This window comes from Bifidobacterium sp. ESL0827 (assembly GCF_052606685.1).
Genome location: NZ_CP199597.1, coordinates 615,825 through 634,026, shown reverse-complemented (window position 1 = coordinate 634,026; position 18,202 = coordinate 615,825). Strand labels below are relative to the sequence as shown.

At 64.1% G+C, this 18,202-nt stretch carries 11 protein-coding genes; 2 read left to right on the top strand and 9 right to left on the bottom strand.

Annotated elements, in window-relative coordinates; all coding sequences use genetic code 11:
- Positions 1–716 precede the first annotated feature (716 nt).
- A complete protein-coding gene (locus ACUIAI_RS02365; RefSeq protein WP_445342517.1) occupies positions 717–4,079 on the top strand; it encodes an RCC1 domain-containing protein in 3,363 nt (1,120 codons plus the stop codon).
- Between the two features lie 328 nt (positions 4,080–4,407).
- Positions 4,408–5,211 carry a Bax inhibitor-1/YccA family protein gene (locus ACUIAI_RS02360; protein WP_445342798.1) on the top strand — a complete coding sequence of 268 codons (804 nt, stop codon included), beginning with the start codon at positions 4,408–4,410 and terminating at the stop codon, positions 5,209–5,211.
- 50 nt (positions 5,212–5,261) lie between these two features.
- Here the strand turns inward: ACUIAI_RS02360 and acnA are convergent, their stop codons facing one another.
- The 9 genes from acnA to ACUIAI_RS02315 form a co-directional block, all read right to left on the bottom strand.
- Positions 5,262–7,997 (bottom strand): aconitate hydratase AcnA, encoded by a 2,736-nt coding sequence (gene acnA, locus ACUIAI_RS02355; protein ID WP_445342516.1) that lies wholly within the window; start codon positions 7,995–7,997, stop codon positions 5,262–5,264.
- Between the two features lie 109 nt (positions 7,998–8,106).
- Positions 8,107–10,605, bottom strand: coding sequence for an HAD-IC family P-type ATPase (locus ACUIAI_RS02350; RefSeq protein ID WP_445342515.1), 2,499 nt, complete (start codon positions 10,603–10,605; stop codon positions 8,107–8,109).
- Between the two features lie 14 nt (positions 10,606–10,619).
- Complete coding sequence (locus tag ACUIAI_RS02345; RefSeq protein ID WP_445342514.1) at positions 10,620–11,234, bottom strand: hypothetical protein; 615 nt, start codon at positions 11,232–11,234, stop codon at positions 10,620–10,622.
- A gap of 1 nt (position 11,235) precedes the next feature.
- Positions 11,236–12,522 carry a class I SAM-dependent RNA methyltransferase gene (locus ACUIAI_RS02340; RefSeq protein ID WP_445342513.1) on the bottom strand — a complete coding sequence of 429 codons (1,287 nt, stop codon included), beginning with the start codon at positions 12,520–12,522 and terminating at the stop codon, positions 11,236–11,238.
- Positions 12,515–13,201, bottom strand: coding sequence for a DUF3159 domain-containing protein (locus tag ACUIAI_RS02335; protein ID WP_445342512.1), 687 nt, complete (start codon positions 13,199–13,201; stop codon positions 12,515–12,517). Before ACUIAI_RS02335 ends, ACUIAI_RS02340 begins: the two co-directional genes overlap by 8 nt.
- 4 nt (positions 13,202–13,205) lie before the next feature.
- Positions 13,206–14,054: a DUF3710 domain-containing protein gene (locus ACUIAI_RS02330; RefSeq protein WP_445342511.1), complete on the bottom strand. Its 849-nt coding sequence runs from the start codon at positions 14,052–14,054 to the stop codon at positions 13,206–13,208.
- A 37-nt stretch (positions 14,055–14,091) separates the two neighbouring features.
- The gene (locus ACUIAI_RS02325; RefSeq protein WP_445342510.1) at positions 14,092–16,089 is read right to left on the bottom strand and encodes a dipeptide ABC transporter ATP-binding protein; all 1,998 of its coding nucleotides are present in this window, start codon (positions 16,087–16,089) and stop codon (positions 14,092–14,094) included.
- An 11-nt stretch (positions 16,090–16,100) separates the two neighbouring features.
- Complete coding sequence (locus ACUIAI_RS02320) at positions 16,101–17,090, bottom strand: ABC transporter permease (protein ID WP_110412670.1); 990 nt, start codon at positions 17,088–17,090, stop codon at positions 16,101–16,103.
- Between the two features lie 31 nt (positions 17,091–17,121).
- Positions 17,122–18,048 carry an ABC transporter permease gene (locus ACUIAI_RS02315; RefSeq protein ID WP_110412669.1) on the bottom strand — a complete coding sequence of 309 codons (927 nt, stop codon included), beginning with the start codon at positions 18,046–18,048 and terminating at the stop codon, positions 17,122–17,124.
- Between the last annotated feature and the right edge of the window lie 154 nt (positions 18,049–18,202).

Below are 18,202 nucleotides of genomic sequence, written 5' to 3'. Positions count from 1 at the left end.
TATCAATCCCCCCGCCCCCGACCCATATAGGGGGGGGGGGGGAGCAGGGAGAAACGTGTCATTTAAGTAAGGCTCAACCCCAAGAGAGCCGACACCCCTCCCGCGCCCCCACCACACTTCTGCCTGTGAGGATACAGGCAAACCTCTCTTGTTGCCGCCCAGGAATGGAGATGAACACAGAAGAGTCGACCATAGAGTTTGCAAAGTTTGCAACTCGAGCCGGCCCGGACGCTGTCCGTGCTCCCGTTCTCAAATAACGCTGTCAACAACGACTCTCCTTGACCGAGAGGATCACTGCCGCCAAGCAACTGCCTCTGGTTCGTGTGTTGTCTACTGACCGGGTGGTAGGGTGAAAAATAGGGGATGTCGAGAAGACAGCTGGCTTGCGCCATTGGCTCCTGCGATGTGATGCAGGGTTGGCGTTGGCAGGAAGAACTTTATTAGGCAGGCGGTGTCGATCCCGCTTGGTGTTTGTGAAGGGGTTTTGGTTTCATGCATGTGGTTTCCCGTCTGCGTCGCATCATGGCGATGACGATCGTCCTGCTGGGCCTGCTGGCGGGCCTGGGCGTCGCATCCGCCCAGGCGGACGCTCCCATTCTCACCGGGGGGGGGGTCGTCAGACCCCTCGCGTAGCTGAGCAAACCCCTGCCACTGTCCCCGGCAACGCATCAAATATTCCACTTTCCTCGCCATCGCCGATACAAGCCACCCCACCGTTGAGCCCAGCAACGCCAAGCCCGCACACCCCGTCATCGCCGACGGGAACACCTGAGGGCACAGGCTCCGCTCCGGCCAAGTCAACAGAGAAGACGGCTGATCTCGCCACGCACATGGTGCGTTTCGACCCGGCCGATGGCAGCAAGCCAACACAAGCGATCGTGAAGACCGGGACACCCGCCGCTCCCCCGCAGCACAATCCTCAACGTGATGGCTTCAGGTTCGACGGATGGACACGTGACGGCCAGCCCTATGACTTCCAGGCTCCGATCCTGCAGGACACGACCCTGAAAGCCAAATGGACGAAGACCACGGACTGGCGGCTGAGCCCGGACCATGGGCCCGCCTCCGGCACCAGACTGACCATCATCCCGCCCGACAGGCAGGAGCCCTATTACACGAGCATCCGCACGGCAGGAGACCAAACCGTCGGCGTGACCGGCGACGGCCGCATAAACACATGGACGAAAGACGGCACAACAACACAGGTGCCCTTCCCCGTCCAGGCTCCCGGCGGGTTCCGCTACCTGCAGGCCGCAGCCGGCAGCCGACGGCAGGCCGCATTGGGATCAGACCAGCGGATCTACACCTGGGCCAGCCAACAGCTCGTACCCACGCTCCTGGATACCGGACGGGATGCCGGGTTCACGAGCATAAGCATCAACAATGACCTGCTCCTGGCCGTGGACCGGCAGGGACAGGTACACGCCTATCAGGCCGGACAGGCCGACAGCCAAAATCCGAACCCGAAACCCGCAGCACAGGAAGCCATCGGCCTGCCCGGGCAGGCGCAGGCCGTCCTCGCCGTCGCATCCGGCAGCCGGATCCTCGTCGTGGACACACACGGGCAGGCCTGGACCCGGGAGACAAGCAACACCGGAAAAGCCAGACCGGAACCCATCAAGCAGGGCCCGGGCACGCGCACCGTCCAGGCCCAGGCCCTCAACCAGGGGTTCCTCCTCCTGGACGCGGACGGGCAGGCCCGGTACCTGGACGACAACACAGCCAGTTCTGCAGCCCTCGGTCTGCCCGAAAACAGAAAAGCCAGCAGTATCGCCGCCAACAAGGACCAGGCCGTGATCACCAGCACGGACGGCCGCATCTGGACCTGGGAGCCCGGCGCAACAGCCGTCCGGGCAGACAATGGGGAACAACCCTACACACAGGCCGCCGCTGCCGGCAGCAGCATCACCGCCATTAACCGACAGGGCGACATGTTCACGTGGAGCCTGGACGCTCAAAACAATCCGGGCAAGCCAGCCAGAACCGACAATGCCACCGGACCCACCCTGGAATCAGCCAGCATGGACAGCCAGGCACTGACACTCAGCAGGAAAGACAACTCCTGGCAGACGGAAATCCCCGCCCGCAAGCCCGGGCCAGCCGCCATCACACTCGCCGGCAGGCAGGACGGCCAACCCTTCACCAGGAGCCTCAACTACACCGTCGGCCAGACACTGACCAGAAACAACCAGCAAAGCGCCACTTACAAAGTCACTTTTAATGCGGACGGAGGAAACCCCGAACCAGCAGATCAGAATTTCTCCACCCCGAACAGCAGAGTGAAGCGGCCCTCCCCAGATCCGACACGCGAAGGCTATCAGTTCGACGGATGGTTCACCGGCAACATCGCCTACGACTTCAGCAAGCCCGTCACCGAAAACCTCACCCTCACCGCCAAATGGACCTTCCAAGACCCCAACAACACGTGGAGCATCAGCCCCGATAAGGGAAGCCAGCTGGGCAACGAGTCCACCATCATCACCCCGCCTAACATCACCAGGCGAAACATCAGGTTCAGCCAGGTCAGCGGATCGAAAAACGACAGTAGTACTACCTATGGCTTTTCCCTGGCCGTGGGCAGCGACGGGAACGCCTACGCATGGGGAGACAACAGGTATGGCCAGCTCGGCGACGGGACGACCACCGAGCGGCATACGCCGGTCATGGTGAGGAAACCTGACCGCGAGACGTATCCGGACCTGCCTGCGGATTTCACCTACGTGCAGGTTAGCGCCGGAAGCTATTACTCGTTGGCCTTGGGCAGTGACGGATACGTGTACGCCTGGGGATACAACAACTATGGCCAGCTCGGCAACAAGACCAAGTCCAATTCATCAAAACCAATACGCGTGCGCGACCCCGCCAACCCCGAGGATGCAAACAAAGGACTGCAAGCCACACAGGTGAGCGCCGGATACTCTCATTCGCTGGCCGTGGGCAGCGACGGATACGCCTACGCCTGGGGATACAACGAATATGGCAAGCTCGGCAACAACACCAGCGACGATTTGTCTGATGTTCCCGTGCACGTGCGCGACCCCGCTGACGTAAGCAAAGGACTGAAAGCCACCCAGGTGAACGCCGGATGGCGGCATTCGCTGGCCATCGGGACTGACGGATACGCCTACGCCTGGGGATACAACAAAAATGGCCAGCTCGGCAACGGGAAGACCAGCAGTACTAACGCGAATCCTGTTCCTGTGCGCGTGCGCAACCCCGCCAACCCTGATGACGAGAGCAAAGGACTGCAAGCCACACAGGTGAGCGCAGGATACTCTCATTCCCTGGCCGTGGGCAACGATGGATGCGCCTACGCCTGGGGATTCGACTACTGCGGCCAACTCGGAAATAACAGCACAACGGATTCGACGGTTCCCGTGCACGTGCGCGACCCCGCCAACCCTGATGACGAGAGCAAAGGACTGCAAGCCACACAAGTGGACGGTGGATACGAGCATTCATTGGCCCTGGGCAACGACGGATACGCCTACGCCTGGGGAGAGAACGATAAGGGCCAGCTCGGGAACAATACAACCAGCGGCTACTATTACCCTGTAAAGGTGCTCGCCTCCGAACAGTCCACAAGCAAGGCAGGCCCCTGGCTGCACGCGGTGCGAATAATCGCCGGTGACCAGCATTCGCTGGCCATCGACACGGACGGGAACACCAAAACATGGGGACGCAACGACTCTGGTCGACTCGGCGACGGCACCACAAACAATAAATCGGCTCCTGTGCCGGTGGTGTTTAACCTGCAGCTGGTGATCACCGGCGTCAGATTCGACCAGACCCCCGTATCAGGCTTGACACGCAGCGATGGCGGCAGCGTCACCGTGCTCACGCCCGAACACCTACCGGGCACAGTCACGGTCAGCGTCGACTACACATTGGTAGGCGCAGCCCAAAAGCCGGACACCTCCCTCAGATACACGTACCTGCCTGCAGGCACTCTTCCTGAGGCGGGCGGGGAAGGCATCCTGCTCGCCCTGGCCGCAGGCACAATGGGCATGGGCGGGGTGTTGGCATCACGCCGCCACCGGAGAGAACAACACCAGCTGCTTCACGCTTTGCACGAGTAAGACAGGCCGGGCGGCGTATCAATCCCCCCGCCCCCGGCCCTACATAGGGGGAGCAGGGAGGAAAATTGCCACGTAAGGCTCAAACCCCAAGAGAGCCGACACTTCCCTCCCGCGCCCCCACCACACTCCGTCCACCCTTCCAAGGGCTGGGCGGCACATCATTAGAGGGGTGGCCGCCATGGCGGGATGTGGGTATGCAACCGCCCTGCCATGGCGGCCATCCCCGCCTGATTCCAGCCAGAGCAAACACCCTTTATACCGCCAAACCGGCCATGTAGACTTGAATAAGACGACCATCCGCCACAGGCGGGAAGACAAGGAGGAGCAGATGGCTTTCAACGGGAATCCGCGGCCGCAGGCCCCATACGGTCAGTACACACAGCAGCCGATGCCGACCATGCAGGGTGGTGAGCCCTACGGCATGGGTTCGCCCATCGACACCAACGCAGCATACAGCTTTGAAAAGGCGGAGCGGGTCTCCATGTCCCGCGCCTATGCGGAGATGGCGGTCGGCCTGCTGGTCACTGCCCTGACGGCCTATCTGACCGCCCGGACTGGACTGCTCATGGCCTTCATGCAGGCCACGGGCGCCCTGGGCTGGATTGGCATGGCCGTGGTCCAGGTGGCCTTCGCCATGATTCTGAGCGTCCGGGTTATGCGCATGCGCACCTCCACCGCCCGGATCATGTTCTACATTTATGCGGCCCTGATGGGCTTCACCCTGAGCACCATCTTCATCACCTACTCCCTGCCGTCCATCATGCTGACCCTGGTGATCAGCGCAGGCTTCTTCTTCGTCCTCAGCATGCTGGGGCTGACCACGCGGCGCAACATGCTGGGCATGGGGTCCATCTTCATGGCCGGCCTGCTCATGCTGATCCTGGTCCAGGTGGTCATGCTCTTCGTGGCCCCCTCCAACACGGCCCTGCGCGTGGTCTCGGCCATCGGCATCATCCTCTTCGCCGGGCTCACCATGTATGACGCCCAGCAGACCAGGGTCATCTTCGCCACCTACCGCAGCCAGGGGCCGGAGGTCATCAAGCGGGTCTCCATCCTCTGCGCCCTCTACCTCTACCTGGACTTCGTCAACCTCTTCCTCTACATCCTGAACCTGGTCGGCGATCGCAACTGATAAAAGAAAATCCCCGCCCCTGACGTTGGGGGCGGGGATTTTTTATATCTTCAGTCCTCCTGGTCGGCCCTGGCCAGCAACCCGCGCAGCACGTACTGCAGGATGCCGCCGTTGCGGTAATACTCGGCCTCGCCAGGGGTGTCGATGCGCACCTTGGCCGCAAACTCCACTCTGCTGCCGTCGGGCCGCTGGGCCCGCACCTGGACCTGCCCGGGCAAGGAGTCGTTCAGGGCATCAACGCCGATCAGGTCATAGGTCTCCTGGCCGTCCAGCCCCAGGCTCTGGGCCGACTGACCCGCCGGGAACTCCAGCGGCAGCACGCCCATGCCGATCAGGTTGCTGCGGTGGATGCGCTCGAAGGATCTGGCGATGACGGCCCGCACGCCCAGCATCCTTGTGCCCTTGGCCGCCCAGTCCCTGGAGGAGCCCGTACCGTACTCGCTGCCGGCCAGCACCACCAGGGGCGTGCCCTGCCTAGCGTAGTCCTGCGCCGCCTCGAAGATGGTCGTCTCCTGGCCGTTCAGGAAGTCGTAGGTGAACCCTCCCGGCCGCACATCCAGCCCCACCGAGGCCAGAAGCTGGTTGCGCAGGCGGATGTTGCCGAAGGTGCCCCGGACCATGACCTCATGGTTGCCTCGCCGGGAGCCGTAGGAGTTGAAGTCCCTGGGGACTATGCCGTGCTCCTGCAGGTAGCGGCCGGCCGGGGCGTCGGCCTTGATGGCCCCTGCGGGCGAGATGTGGTCGGTGGTGACCGAATCCCCCAGCAGGGCCAGCACCCGGGCCCCGTGAATGTCCTCCAGGGGGTCGGGCTGGGCCTTCATGCCATCGAAGAAGGTCTGGCGGCGGATGTAGGTGGAATCCTGATCCCAGTGGAAGAGCTCGCCCTCCGGCACCTCCAGCTTCCGCCAGCGCTCGTCCCCGCCGAAGACGTCCGCATAGTCGCGCAGGTACATGTCCCGGTCCAGGGCGGTGCCCACCACGGACTCGATGGCCTCCTGGGAGGGCCAGATGTCCGCCAGCATGACCGGCTTGCCCTGGCTGTCCTGGCCCAGAGGGTCCCGCCAGGGGTCGAAGTCCATGGTGCCGGCCAGGGCGTAGGCCACCACCAGGGGCGGCGAGGCCAGGTAGTTCATCTTCACATCCGGGCTGATGCGCCCTTCGAAGTTCCTGTTGCCCGAGAGCACGGCCGTCACCGTCAGGTCGTGGTCGGCGATGGCCTGGTGGATGGCCGGGTCCAGGGGGCCGGAGTTACCGATGCAGGTGGTGCAGCCGTAGCCGACCAGCTCGAAGCCCAGGGCGTCCAGGTCCTTGCTCAGGCCGGTCCGGTTCAGATAGTCCGTCACCACCTGGGAGCCGGGAGCCAGCGAGGTCTTGACCCAGGGCTTGGGCTTGAGGCCCCGGGCGCGCGCCTGGCGGGCCAGCAGACCGGCGGCCACCATGACCGAAGGGTTGGAGGTGTTGGTGCAGGAGGTGATGGCCGCAATGACCACATCCCCGTCCCGCAGGCTGAACTCGCTGCCGTCGGCCTTCTTGACCGGCACAGCCTCGCCCTCGCCCTTGTCCTTGTCCTGGTCGCTGTAATCCTTGAGGTCCCGCTGATAGGTCTTCTGGGCCTGGTCCAGCAGGATGCGGTCCTGGGGCCGCCGGGGGCCGGCGATGGACGGACGCACCGTAGACAGGTCCAGCTCCAGCACCTGCGAATACTCAGGCTCGGGGCAGTCGGCATCCTCCGGGTCCATCCACAGGCCGTTGGCCTTGGCATAGGCCTCCACCAGGCGCACATGATCGTCGCTGCGACCGGTCAGACGCAGGTAGTCCATGGTGATTTGGTCGATGGGGAAGATGGCGCAGGTGGAGCCGAACTCGGGGCTCATGTTGCCCAGGGTGGCCCGATTGGCCAGGGGTACCTGGGCCAGGCCCTTGCCGTGGAACTCCACAAACCGGCCTACCACGCCCACCTCGCGCAGCATCTGGGTCACGGTCAGCACCACGTCGGTGGCGGTGACTCCCTCGGGTATGGATCCGGTCAGCTTGAAGCCCAAGACCTGGGGCACCAGCATGGAGATGGGCTGACCCAACATGGCCGCCTCGGCCTCGATGCCGCCCACACCCCAGCCCAGCACGCCCAGGCCGTTGACCATGGTGGTGTGGGAGTCGGTGCCCACGCAGGAGTCCGGGTAGACAAGGGCCGGCCCCTCCCCCTTGGTCCTGTCCCTGCGCATGACCACCTGGGCCAAGTACTCCAGGTTGACCTGGTGGATGATGCCGGTGCCCGGTGGCACCACGCGGAAGTTTTGGAAGGCCTGCTGGCTCCAGCGCAGGAAGCGGTAGCGCTCACTGTTGCGCTGGTATTCCATGTCCATGTTGTGTTCCAGGGCGCCCGGCACGCCCGAGCTGTCCACCTGGACGGAGTGGTCGATGACCATCTGGGCGGGGATGAGCGGGTTGACCAGGGAGGGGTCGTCGCCCAGGGCCTTGACGGCGTCGCGCATGGTGGCCAGGTCGACCATACAGGGCACGCCGGTGAAGTCCTGCATGAGCACCCGGGCGGGGCTGAACTGGATTTCCCTGTCAGGCTGGGCCTTGGGGTCCCAGTCCAGAAGCTGGTCCAGCTGGTCCCGGGTCACCGTGGTTCCGTTCTGGTGCCGCAACAGATTCTCGGCCAGGATGCGCAGGCTGTAGGGCAGGTGGTCGATCCCCGGCAGGTCGCTGATCCGGTAGTATTCGAACTCCTCGGAGCCCACCTTGAGCTTGGAACGACCGGCATCTTGTGCGGATTCTGACATGCACCACCCCTTCCTTGGACGCTCGGGCCCTGCCCTGGCGCCCATGCGGACCGGCGGCGGGAGGACCCCAGGCCGTCAGTGACGCTATCTGTGCTTGTGAGGTTCATTCTTAGCGCCCATGTGTTACCTGACGGATGTAACGTGCGCATGCCGGATAGCCCAGTACGGCCAGGACCATGAGCAGGGCACCCGCCAGAGCGAAGGCCACAGTGGCTGCCAGGGCCGGACCGGTGGGCAGGCTGATGGCGAAGAACTGCGCCACCAGGGGGATCAGGGCCCCGATCACCCCGGCTGCGGCGAAGAAGAGGACCAGCAGGCCCCTCCAGGAGCGCAGGGGCCGGGCCACCTGGGTCAGGACCAGCACGCCCATGCAGAAGAGGACGATGGCGCAGACCGACCGCCAGCGCCCCAGGTCCCCGGGCCGGGCCAGGTTCAGGCCCAGCAGGCCGGGCAGGCTCCAGGCCGCCGTCAGCACAATCAAAGCAGTGGCGATGCCCGAGGGCAGAGCGAAGGTGACCACCCGCTTGAGGAAGCCAGGCCGGTAGCGCCTGGTGTTGGGGGCCAGCGCCAGGAAGAAGGCCGGCGTGCCGATGGTCAGGGCGCCGATGTAGGTGATGTGCCTGGGCAGGTAGGGGAAGGGGATGCCGGTCAGGACCACGCCCAGGGAGATCAGGGCCGAGTAGACGGTCTTAACCAGGAAGAGGCCGGCCACACGCTCCATGTTGGCCATGACCTGCCGACCCCGGGCCACCACGTCGGGCAGGTGGGAGAAGCGCGAATCCACCAGGACCAGCTGGGCCACGGCCTTGGTGGCGGCCGCCGCATTGCCCATGGCGATGCCCAGGTCCGCCTCCTTCAGGGCCAGGGAGTCGTTGACCCCGTCGCCGGTCATAGCCACCGTGTGACCCTTCAGGTGCAGGGCCTGGACGATGGCCTTCTTCTGGTCGGGCAGAACCCGACCCAGCACGTCCAAGTCCTCCAGGACCTCGGCCAGGGCTGCCGTGTCCTTGGGCAGCTGACGGGCATCCATGGCCCGGGGGGCCCGGTCGCCAGTCAGGCCCACCTTGTTGGCAATGGCTGCCACCGTTGCTGGGTTGTCGCCCGAAATGACCCGGCACCGCACGCCCTGCTGGCGGAACCAAGCCAGGGTCTCGGCGGCGTCGTCGCGAATGTGCTCCGAGCAGGTGATCAGGGCCAGGGGCTTCAGGTTCCCGGGCAGGTCGGGGCTGCTGGTGAAGTAGTCGGGCCGGTCGGTGCCCGGGTACCCGTCGGGGGCGGCCAGCATCAGCACCCGGTAGCCGCGGTCGGCCAGGGCGGCCACCTGCTGGTCCACCTGGGGCCAGCTGCCCGCCTGGGATGCCAGGAGCACCTCCGGGGCGCCGAAGTACCAGATTTTGCCGGACTGGTCGGCCACGGCGCTCCACTTGCGGGCCGAGGAGAATGGCAGGCGGCTGACGGCCCTGCCCGGGTGCAGGTCGTCCATCCCCTTGAGGATGGCCCGGCCGGTGGCGTTGGGGCTCTCCTCCGCGCACACGTCCACCAGGGCCTGCCGGAGCTGCTGTGCCGGCAGATCCTTGGCCAGCGGGTGCAGGTCGTCGTAGACGATGCCCCCGTCGGTGATGGTGCCGGTCTTGTCCAGGTTCAGGGCATCCACCCGGGCCAGGGTCTCCACGGACTCCATCTGCTGGACCAGGGTCTGATGCCGGGCCAGGCGGATGGCGGCCAGGGCAAAGTTCAGGGAGGTCAGCAGGACCAGGCCCTCGGGGATCATGCCCACAACCCCGGCCACGGCAGACACCACGGCCTGCCGCCAGGCTCCGGTAGCCAGCGCCGTCTGGAAGCCGCCCACGGTCCGCATCTGGGTGAAGATGAGCAGCAGACAGAGGGGAATGACCACCACGGTCATGACCTTGAGGATGGTGTCGATACCCTCGTTCAGGTCGGAGCGGACCTTTTTATAGACCTTGGCCTTGGCAGTCAGTGTGGCGGCGTAGGAGTCGGCGCCCACGGCGGTCACCTGGGCCAGAGCCATGCCCGAGACAGCTGTGGAGCCCGAGTAGACCTGATCCCCCGGCTTATGCTTGACCGTACGCGATTCGCCGGTCAGCATGGACTCGTCCAGCTCCAGGCCGTAGGTGTCGATGATCTGCGCGTCGGCAGGCACCTGGTCTCCGGAGCGGATCCAGAGCAGGTCCCCCTTGACGATGTCATCGTGGGGCACGGTCAGGTTGCGCCCATCCCTGCGCACTGCATAGTCGGAGGCCACCAGGATGGACAGCCCGTCCAGGGTGTGCTTGGCCTTGAGCTCGGTGGCCACGCCGATGCCGGTGTTGATGATGATGACCAGGCCGAAGACTGCGTCCTTCCACTGGCCGGTCAGCAGGACCACCACCATGGCGGTCAGGATGATTCCATTGAAGAGGGTGAAGACGTTGTCGCGGACGATCTGGCCCAGGCTGCGGGAGGTTTGGTCCTGGGAGACGTTGACCAGGCCCTTGGCCTTCAGCTGCCCCACCTCCTGGGAGCTCAGCCCCGGCCGGTCGGTGTCCGGAAAGCCTGTGCCCGCTGCTGTGCCCGCTGTCGTCTTTTGCTCACTGCCTGTGCTCATCCTCGGCCCCCCTCTCAGTCGGCGCTCAGGCGCACGGCCATGATCCTGGCATGCGGTCCGTCGTCCACAATGGTCTGCAGAGCGTCAGCCAGCAGGGGCGCGTGCGAATGCCCGGCAGGATCCACCGGATGGACCGTAGCCGCATAGTAGAGCTTACCCGGGTCAGGGGTCCAAGCCTTGGCGCTTTGAGCGAACTCTACCACAGGGATGCCCGCCTTCCGGGCTGCCTTCAGGGCGGGGGTCCAGTCGCCGGCGCCGGGCCGACGGATCAGAATCAGGCTGACACCCCGGTTGATGGCATCCTGCACCCCATCCTGCTGATCGCCGGTGGTCTGCGCTGAGGAGAAATAGCCCTTCATGCGCTCGGCCTTCAAGGATGCCAGGATGCGGCTGTCCAGACCGGCATCTGGGTCCTTTTCGCCCTTCTGCGGGCATCCAATCAAAGCCACGAGCGTGTCGGAGCGATCCACGCCGTCGTGGGGCACGGTGCCCTCGTGCCAGGAGTCGCCCACGGCCCTGTCCTTGGGGGCGCATCCGGTCAGCATGGGCAGGCCTGCCAGCAGGGCGACCGCCAGCAGCAGACCCGCCAGCCGCCTGACCACTGCCAAGACCCGCCCGGCGCGGCTCATGTCAGCGCTGCCTTCCCGCCGTGCGGGTGAAGACCGCCACGGTCTCCACGTGGTGGGTCATCGGGTAGATGTCAAAGGCCTCAAGGTGCTTGGGGCTGTAGCCCAGGGAGATCAGGGTGGCCGTATCCCTGGCCAGGCTGGTCGGATCGCAGGCCACATAGATGATGGTCCCGGCCCTGCTGGCGGCCAGCAGTCGGCAGACATGGGCCTTGGCGCCGGCCCTGGGCGGATCCAGCAAGATCAGGTCGGGATGGCCCAGCCCCTTGGGCGCACCGCCAGCCAGGACCTTGGCCACGTCCCCTCGACGCAGGACCACCCAGTCCAGTCCGGCCTGCTTCACGTTGTGTTTCGCGCTGGCAATGGCTCCAGCGGATCCCTCCACAGCCAGGAGCCGGGCCCGTCCGTCGGCCAGAGCGGCCAGCGGCAGGGTGAAGAGCCCTGATCCGCAGTAAAGATCCCAGATGACCGGTTCGGCGACCCCGTCCAAGGCCTGCCTGGCCTGGTCCAGGACCGCCTTGGTCAGCACGACCGGTGCCTGACGGTGAACCTGCCAGAATCCGTCAGCCCTGACCTGGTACTCAGGTCCTTCCCCGGCCTCCAGCCGCTCTGTCAGCAGGCGGCTCCCTTTATTCAGGCGGCCATCCACCAGCAGGGCGTAGTTATCGCCGACCGGTCCCCCATCGCGTGACTGTGGCACGGCCAGGCGTATGCGTGCACCGGCGGGCAGGCCGCCTTCCCAGATACCCAGGTCCTCGGCCAGCTTCAGCAACTCCTGTGTGGCAAGGGGCATGGTCTGAATCGGTAGACGGTCATGCGATCCCCGCCGACGCATGGAGGGACGGCCCTGGTCATCGGCCACCAGCTCGATGCGAGTCCTCCAGTGTAGGCCGCCCAACTCTTCATCGCCCGGAACCCGGGCTACAGGCACCTGGACATTCATCCCGCCCAGGCGGGCCATCTGCTGGCCGATCAGATCGGCCTTCCAGGCCAGCTGACCGGGAAGGCTCACGTGAACCAGATCGGCACCGCCCAGGCCTCCTCCCCAGGTCAGCGGTCCAGCCAGGGGCCAGACTGGCTCACGGCGGTCAGGGTTGGCCTCCAGCACCTGGGTGACCTCGCCCGTAGCGAATCTATCGGTCCGGCCGTGAGGCTCGTCCAGAAGAACCTCCACCAGCTCCCCAGGCAAGGCGAAGCGGACGAAGACCACCCGGCCGTCCTCCAAGTGGCTCACACAACGGCCCTGGTCGGCATAGCGTTCGATACGCAGACGAACCTTGCTCTCAGTCATGATCGGCGTGGACCTCCTGGTCGACCTGGCGACGATGGTAGGGACCTCCGATCAGCAGCCAGCTGATCCAGATGCCCAGAGCGAACAGGGGCAAACCCAGGATCAAGCGCGCTGCGCCGAGAAACCCAACAGAGCCAGCTATGTAAAGTGGCACCTGGACCAGCAAACGAAGCGCGAAGACGGCGATCCAGACCAGGGTGGCCTGGGTGTAGGCCCGTACCAGCTCTGGTTCACTGCGCCAGGAGGCAAGCCATTGTCTCCACCCGGAGACGACGGGTCGGCGCAGATACTCCACCAGCAGGCCTATGCCGGGCATCCGTGCCAGCAATGAGGCGCCCAAAACGATAATCCAAAATCCGTTCGTCAAAAATCCTGGCAGATAATAGTTGCGGGCATCCCGGGTCAGCCATGCAGCCACCAGGCAGATACCAACCGAGAGCAAACCGGTCAGGGCTCCCAGAAAGGACTGCCGCTGGACCAGACGAATCAAGAGCTGCACAACGGCCAGAGCCGCCGAAACCGCCACAGTCAGCCCCAGACGGCCGGTAAGCAGAAAGAAAACCAGAAATACCAGCCCCGGCAGCAGGGACTCGACAACCCCCCGCCATCCGCCGATGGCCTCCATGACGGAGAAATCGTCGTCAGCCAGCGCTGCCAGTCCGGAATGCTTCTGCTTCACAGCCTTAGCGGACCTCCGAGAACATAGGTCCGCGTGACAGTGTGGTCTTCACCTCGGTCTGCTGATCCGAGTTGAAGGGGCCCTCCGGCTTGTCGGGGATCTGCGCTGCCTCATCGTCCTTGGACTCCGTATCTTCGGCTTCTCCTCGGCGCTGATTGGGGGTGATGGGCGCATGCATGGGAACCAGGTCACGGGGGGCCAGGGGCTCATCGCCACGGACCACCACCAGGTCGGCCAGGTAGCCGTCGAGAACATCCTTCTCCTTGCCTCCCTTGGCTGCAGGGCCGGAGAAGATGCCTCGCAGCATCCAACGGGGTCCATCGATGCCCACCACCCGGGTCAGCAGGTTCTTGCCTTTGACCTTGACGGGCAGGGTCAGCTCCTTCCCAAAGACGCCGTCCACCTCCTCGCAGGAAGGGTTAGCCTTGAGCAGGTCGGCCCGGACCTCATCCCACAGGCCCAGGGACTTGGGTGCCGCGAAGGGCTCCAGCTCCAGACTGGAGGACCCGTAGGTGATGGTGGCTCCCAGCACGTCTCCAGTCTGCGAGTTGGCCTTGAGCCTCAGCTCGCTGCCCTGTAGGAAGGGCAACATCAGGGCGCCGATATCAAGGTACTCATCGGTATCGGGGGCCTCGGGATCCATGCTGTCCCAGGGACCCTGGCCGCTCTGCTCGGCTTCGTCCTGCTCCGCAGCCGTCTCGTCACGGTCCTCCTCTGATGTCAGATCGGATTTCTCAGTGGATTCCTCAGCGCCCTCGAACTTGTCGAGCCCCTTGGACTGGTCCTCCTGATCCTCGATGTTCTCCTCAGCCTGCCTCTTGGCGCGTTTCCTGCCGAAACCGAACAATCCCATGATGCCTCATTTCCTTGTGAGTCTGTACAAAGGATACCTAGTCAAGACCCAGGCGCAGCTTGCCGCCGGGGATGGCGTCCAGCAGATCCTTGGTGTACTGGCGCTGCGGGTGGTCGAAGACCTCGTCGGTGGTGGCGTGCTCCACCAGCCGGCCGTGCTGCATGACCACCACCTCGTCGGCGATCTGCCTGACTACAGCCAGATCGTGGGTGATGAACAGGTAGCTCAGACCTTGCTCGGCCTGCAGGTCGTTGAGCAGCCGCAGCACCTGGTCCTGGACCAGCACGTCAAGGGCAGAGACTGCCTCGTCGCAGATGATCACATCCGGATTCAGTGCCATTGCCCGGGCGATGGCGATGCGCTGACGCTGTCCACCGGAGAGCTCGTTGGGGTAGCGCCCCATGACCGACTCGGGCATCTCCACCATGTCCAGCAGCTCCCTGACCCGCTTCTGCCGGGACTTGGCGTTGCCGATCTTGTGGATGCGCAGGGGCTCCTCGATGGAGCGGTAGATGGAGTACATGGGGTCCAGGGAGCCGTAGGGGTTCTGGAAGACCGGCTGCACGTGCCGACGGAACTCCATGAGCTGGTGGCTGCCGAAGTCGGCGATGTTCTGGCCCTCGTAGGTCACCCGACCTGAGGTGGGCTTGAGCAGGTGCAGAACCATGTTGGCCACGGTGGACTTGCCCGAGCCGGACTCCCCCACGATAGCCAGGGTGGTCCCCCGCTTGACCGAGAAGGAGACGTCGTCCACGGCCTTGAACATTTCCTTACGCCGCGGCAGCCTGAATTCACGGGTCAGGTGCTCCACGGTGATGACATGCTCACTGCGCTCCAGGGTGCTCTCGCCCTTGACGTGATGCTCCAGCAGGCCCTCGGCATCCTGACCGCGCTGCTTGGCGGAGATGATGCGCTGGGAGGCCAGCGAGGGCGCGGCCTGGACCAACCGCTTTGTGTAGGGGTGCTGGGGGTGCTGCAGGACCTCCAGGCTGGGCCCTGACTCCACCACCTGGCCCCTGTACATGACCACGATGTGCTGGGCGCGCTCGGCTGCCAGACCCAGATCGTGGGTGATGAAGAGCACAGCGGTGCCCAAGGACTCAGTCAGGCTGCGCAGGTGGTCCAGAATCCGCTTTTGGACGGTCACATCCAGAGCGCTGGTGGGTTCGTCCGCAATCAGAAGGTCGGGCCGGGAGGCCAGGCCGATAGCGATCAGGGCACGCTGACGCATTCCGCCCGAAAACTCATGCGGATACTGCCGCGCCCTGGTGGCGGCCTCAGGCAGTCCAGCCTCCGACAGCAGGCCGGCGATGCGGTCATTCATGTCCGAGCCGGTCACATGCTCCTTGGCCAGCTCCCAGGCCTTGTCGTCATCCACACCGGCGTCGATCAGGGACTTGGCCACGCCCCAGCGGGTCTCGGAGCCCACATCCCACTCGGCCTTCATGGCCTCCATGGTCTTGTCCACGTCGACAACCCCGGCATCACTCAGGGCCTGGCGAGCAGCCTCGAGCAGACCGGGCAGGTCCTTGGAGGAGATGAAGAGCTCGTCGTCAGACTTCTTTACCTTCACCTCTTCGTCGCCAACCAGGGCCTTTGCCAACCGGGAGCGCTTCTCCCGTGAGACATCCATATGGTTGGCGGTCAGCGCTTCCTTGACCTGGGAGCCGATGCGCCAGACCGGGTTCAGATTGCTCATGGGGTCCTGCGGAACCAGGCCCACCTGGGAACCGCGCAGCGCCTCGTAGTCCTTGCGGTCCAGGCCCACCAGCTCGCGGCCCTTAAGCCGGATGCTACCCCCGGTCACCTTGCCAGTACCGGGCAGAAGACCCAGCACAGCCATGGCCGAGGTGGACTTGCCCGAGCCGGACTCCCCCACGATCGCCACCCACTGGCCGGGATAGACGTTAAAGGAGGCGTCGCGAACTGCATGAACGGTGCGCCCATCGGCGGTGAAGTCCACCTGCAGGTCCCGTACGTCGAGCAAGGGCTGATTTTCCTGATTGGTAGTCATGTTCTTGTCTACTTCAGTCATGCTTCCTCCACTCAGGCCGTTCTGCTCTTGGGATCCAATGCATCCTTGACCGCGTCACCCATCATGATGAAGGCCAGCACAGTGATGGCCAGGGCTGCGGAGGGATAGAAGAGGACCGAGGGATTGGTGGTCAGCAGGCTCTGGGCCGTTGAGATGTCCCCGCCCCAGGAGACCACGGTGGAGGGCAGGCCGATGCCCAGGAAGCTCAGGGTAGCCTCCGAGACGATGTAGCTGCCCAGCGACATGGTGGCCATGACGATGACCGGGGCCAGTGAGTTGGGCATGATGTGCCGGAAGAGGTTGCGCAAGGGCGTGGAGCCCAAGGCCGTGGAAGCGGTGTTGAACTCCAGGTTCTTGGCCTCCAGGACGGCACTGCGGGTGATGCGCGCCATGTTGACCCAGCCGAAGAGTGTCAGTGTCAGGATGATCTTCCACAGTGAGGTGGAGGTACGGAACATCTGCAGGAGCACGATGGCTCCCAGAATCATGGGGATGGCGAAGAAGATGTCGGTGATGCGGCTGAGCACTGCGTCAACCCAGCCCCCGAAGAATCCAGCAATTGCGCCGATGAGCCCGCCGAAGACGGTGACCAGAATGGTGGTCATGATGCCGATGGCCACCGAAGTTCGAGCCCCGTGGATGACGCGGCTGTAGACATCGCAGCCCTGCAGGTCAAAGCCAAAGGGATGTCCCGGACGGCCCGGCTCCAGGGAATTGGAAAGATTGCAGGCCATGGGGTCCTGCTTGGCGAAGAGGTTGGGGAAGAGGGCCACCAGGATGACCACGATCGCCAGAATTGCAGAGATGATGAAGAGCGGGTTGCGCCTCAGGGTCTTCCAGGCGTCGGCCCACATACTGGTGGGCGGCACGTCCTCATCCACCGAGTCCACCTCGCGCAGGGGCGTCTCGTCAATGGGGGCCACGAACCGCTCCTGCCCCGGCAGGGGGCCGGGGAAGTAGACGCGGGCCTGGCTTTCGTTCTGTTCGCTTGACTCGTTCATTGCCGTTTCACTCATAGTCGGTCCCTCTCCCTCACGCATACCGGATCCGCGGATCGAGCACTGCGTAGAGCAGATCGACCAGGAGGCTGGTGATGACGAAGATCAGGACCAGAATGGTCACGATGGAGACCACTAGGGTGCCTTCGCCCCTCAGGATGGCCTGGTAGAGGGTGTTGCCCACGCCCTGGATATTGAAGATGCGCTCGGTGATCATGGCCCCGCCCATGAGTCCGCCGATGTCGGCGCCCAGGTAGGTGACCACGGGAATCAGAGAGTTGCGCAATACATGCCGGACGATGACAGATCGGTTGCTCATGCCTTTGGCCCGGGCCGTGCGCACGTAATCCTCGGAAATGTTTGAAGTGATCTCCGTCCTGGTCAGACGGATGATGGAGGCCATGGATACGGATCCCAGCACGATGGCCGGCATGAGCAAATCAATAAAGCCCGGATTCGCTCCGGCCGTGGCTGGCAGCAGATGCCATTTAACACCGAACAGGTACTGCAGAATGAAGCCGGTGACGAAGGTAGGCACCGAAATCAGCAGCAGGGAGAGGACCAGGATGATGTTGTCCGACCACTTGCCCTTGGTCAGGCCGCCGATGATGCCGAAGATCACGCCGAAGATGCCCTCGAAGACGAAGGCCATCAAGGCCAGCTTAATGGTCACTGGGAAGGCCCTGCCGATAACGCTGATTACAGGCTGACCGGCGAAGGTATTGCCAAAGTTCAGGGTCAGTGCGTTCTTCAGAAAAAGCACGTACTGCACGATGAAGGGCTTGTCGAGATTGTATTCCGAACGTATCTGTGCGGCAACGGCCTGATTGACCGGCTTGTCCCCGAACATGGCGGCCACAGGGTCACCAGGAAGCGCGAAGACCAGCGCGTATATCAGAAGCGTCGTGCCGAGAACGACGGGGATCATCTGCAGAATACGTCGCAGAAGATATTTACCCATCGGCTATTCTCCTTTGTCATCCGCGACCGGGATCGGCATGGGGATCGGGGCCGCCGCAAAAATTCTTGTTTGAGTCTACCAGCACACCTCAACAGGGGTGCAAAAACACCAAGGCCGACGCGGAGTAAATCCTCCCGCGCCGGCCCAGGCAGTA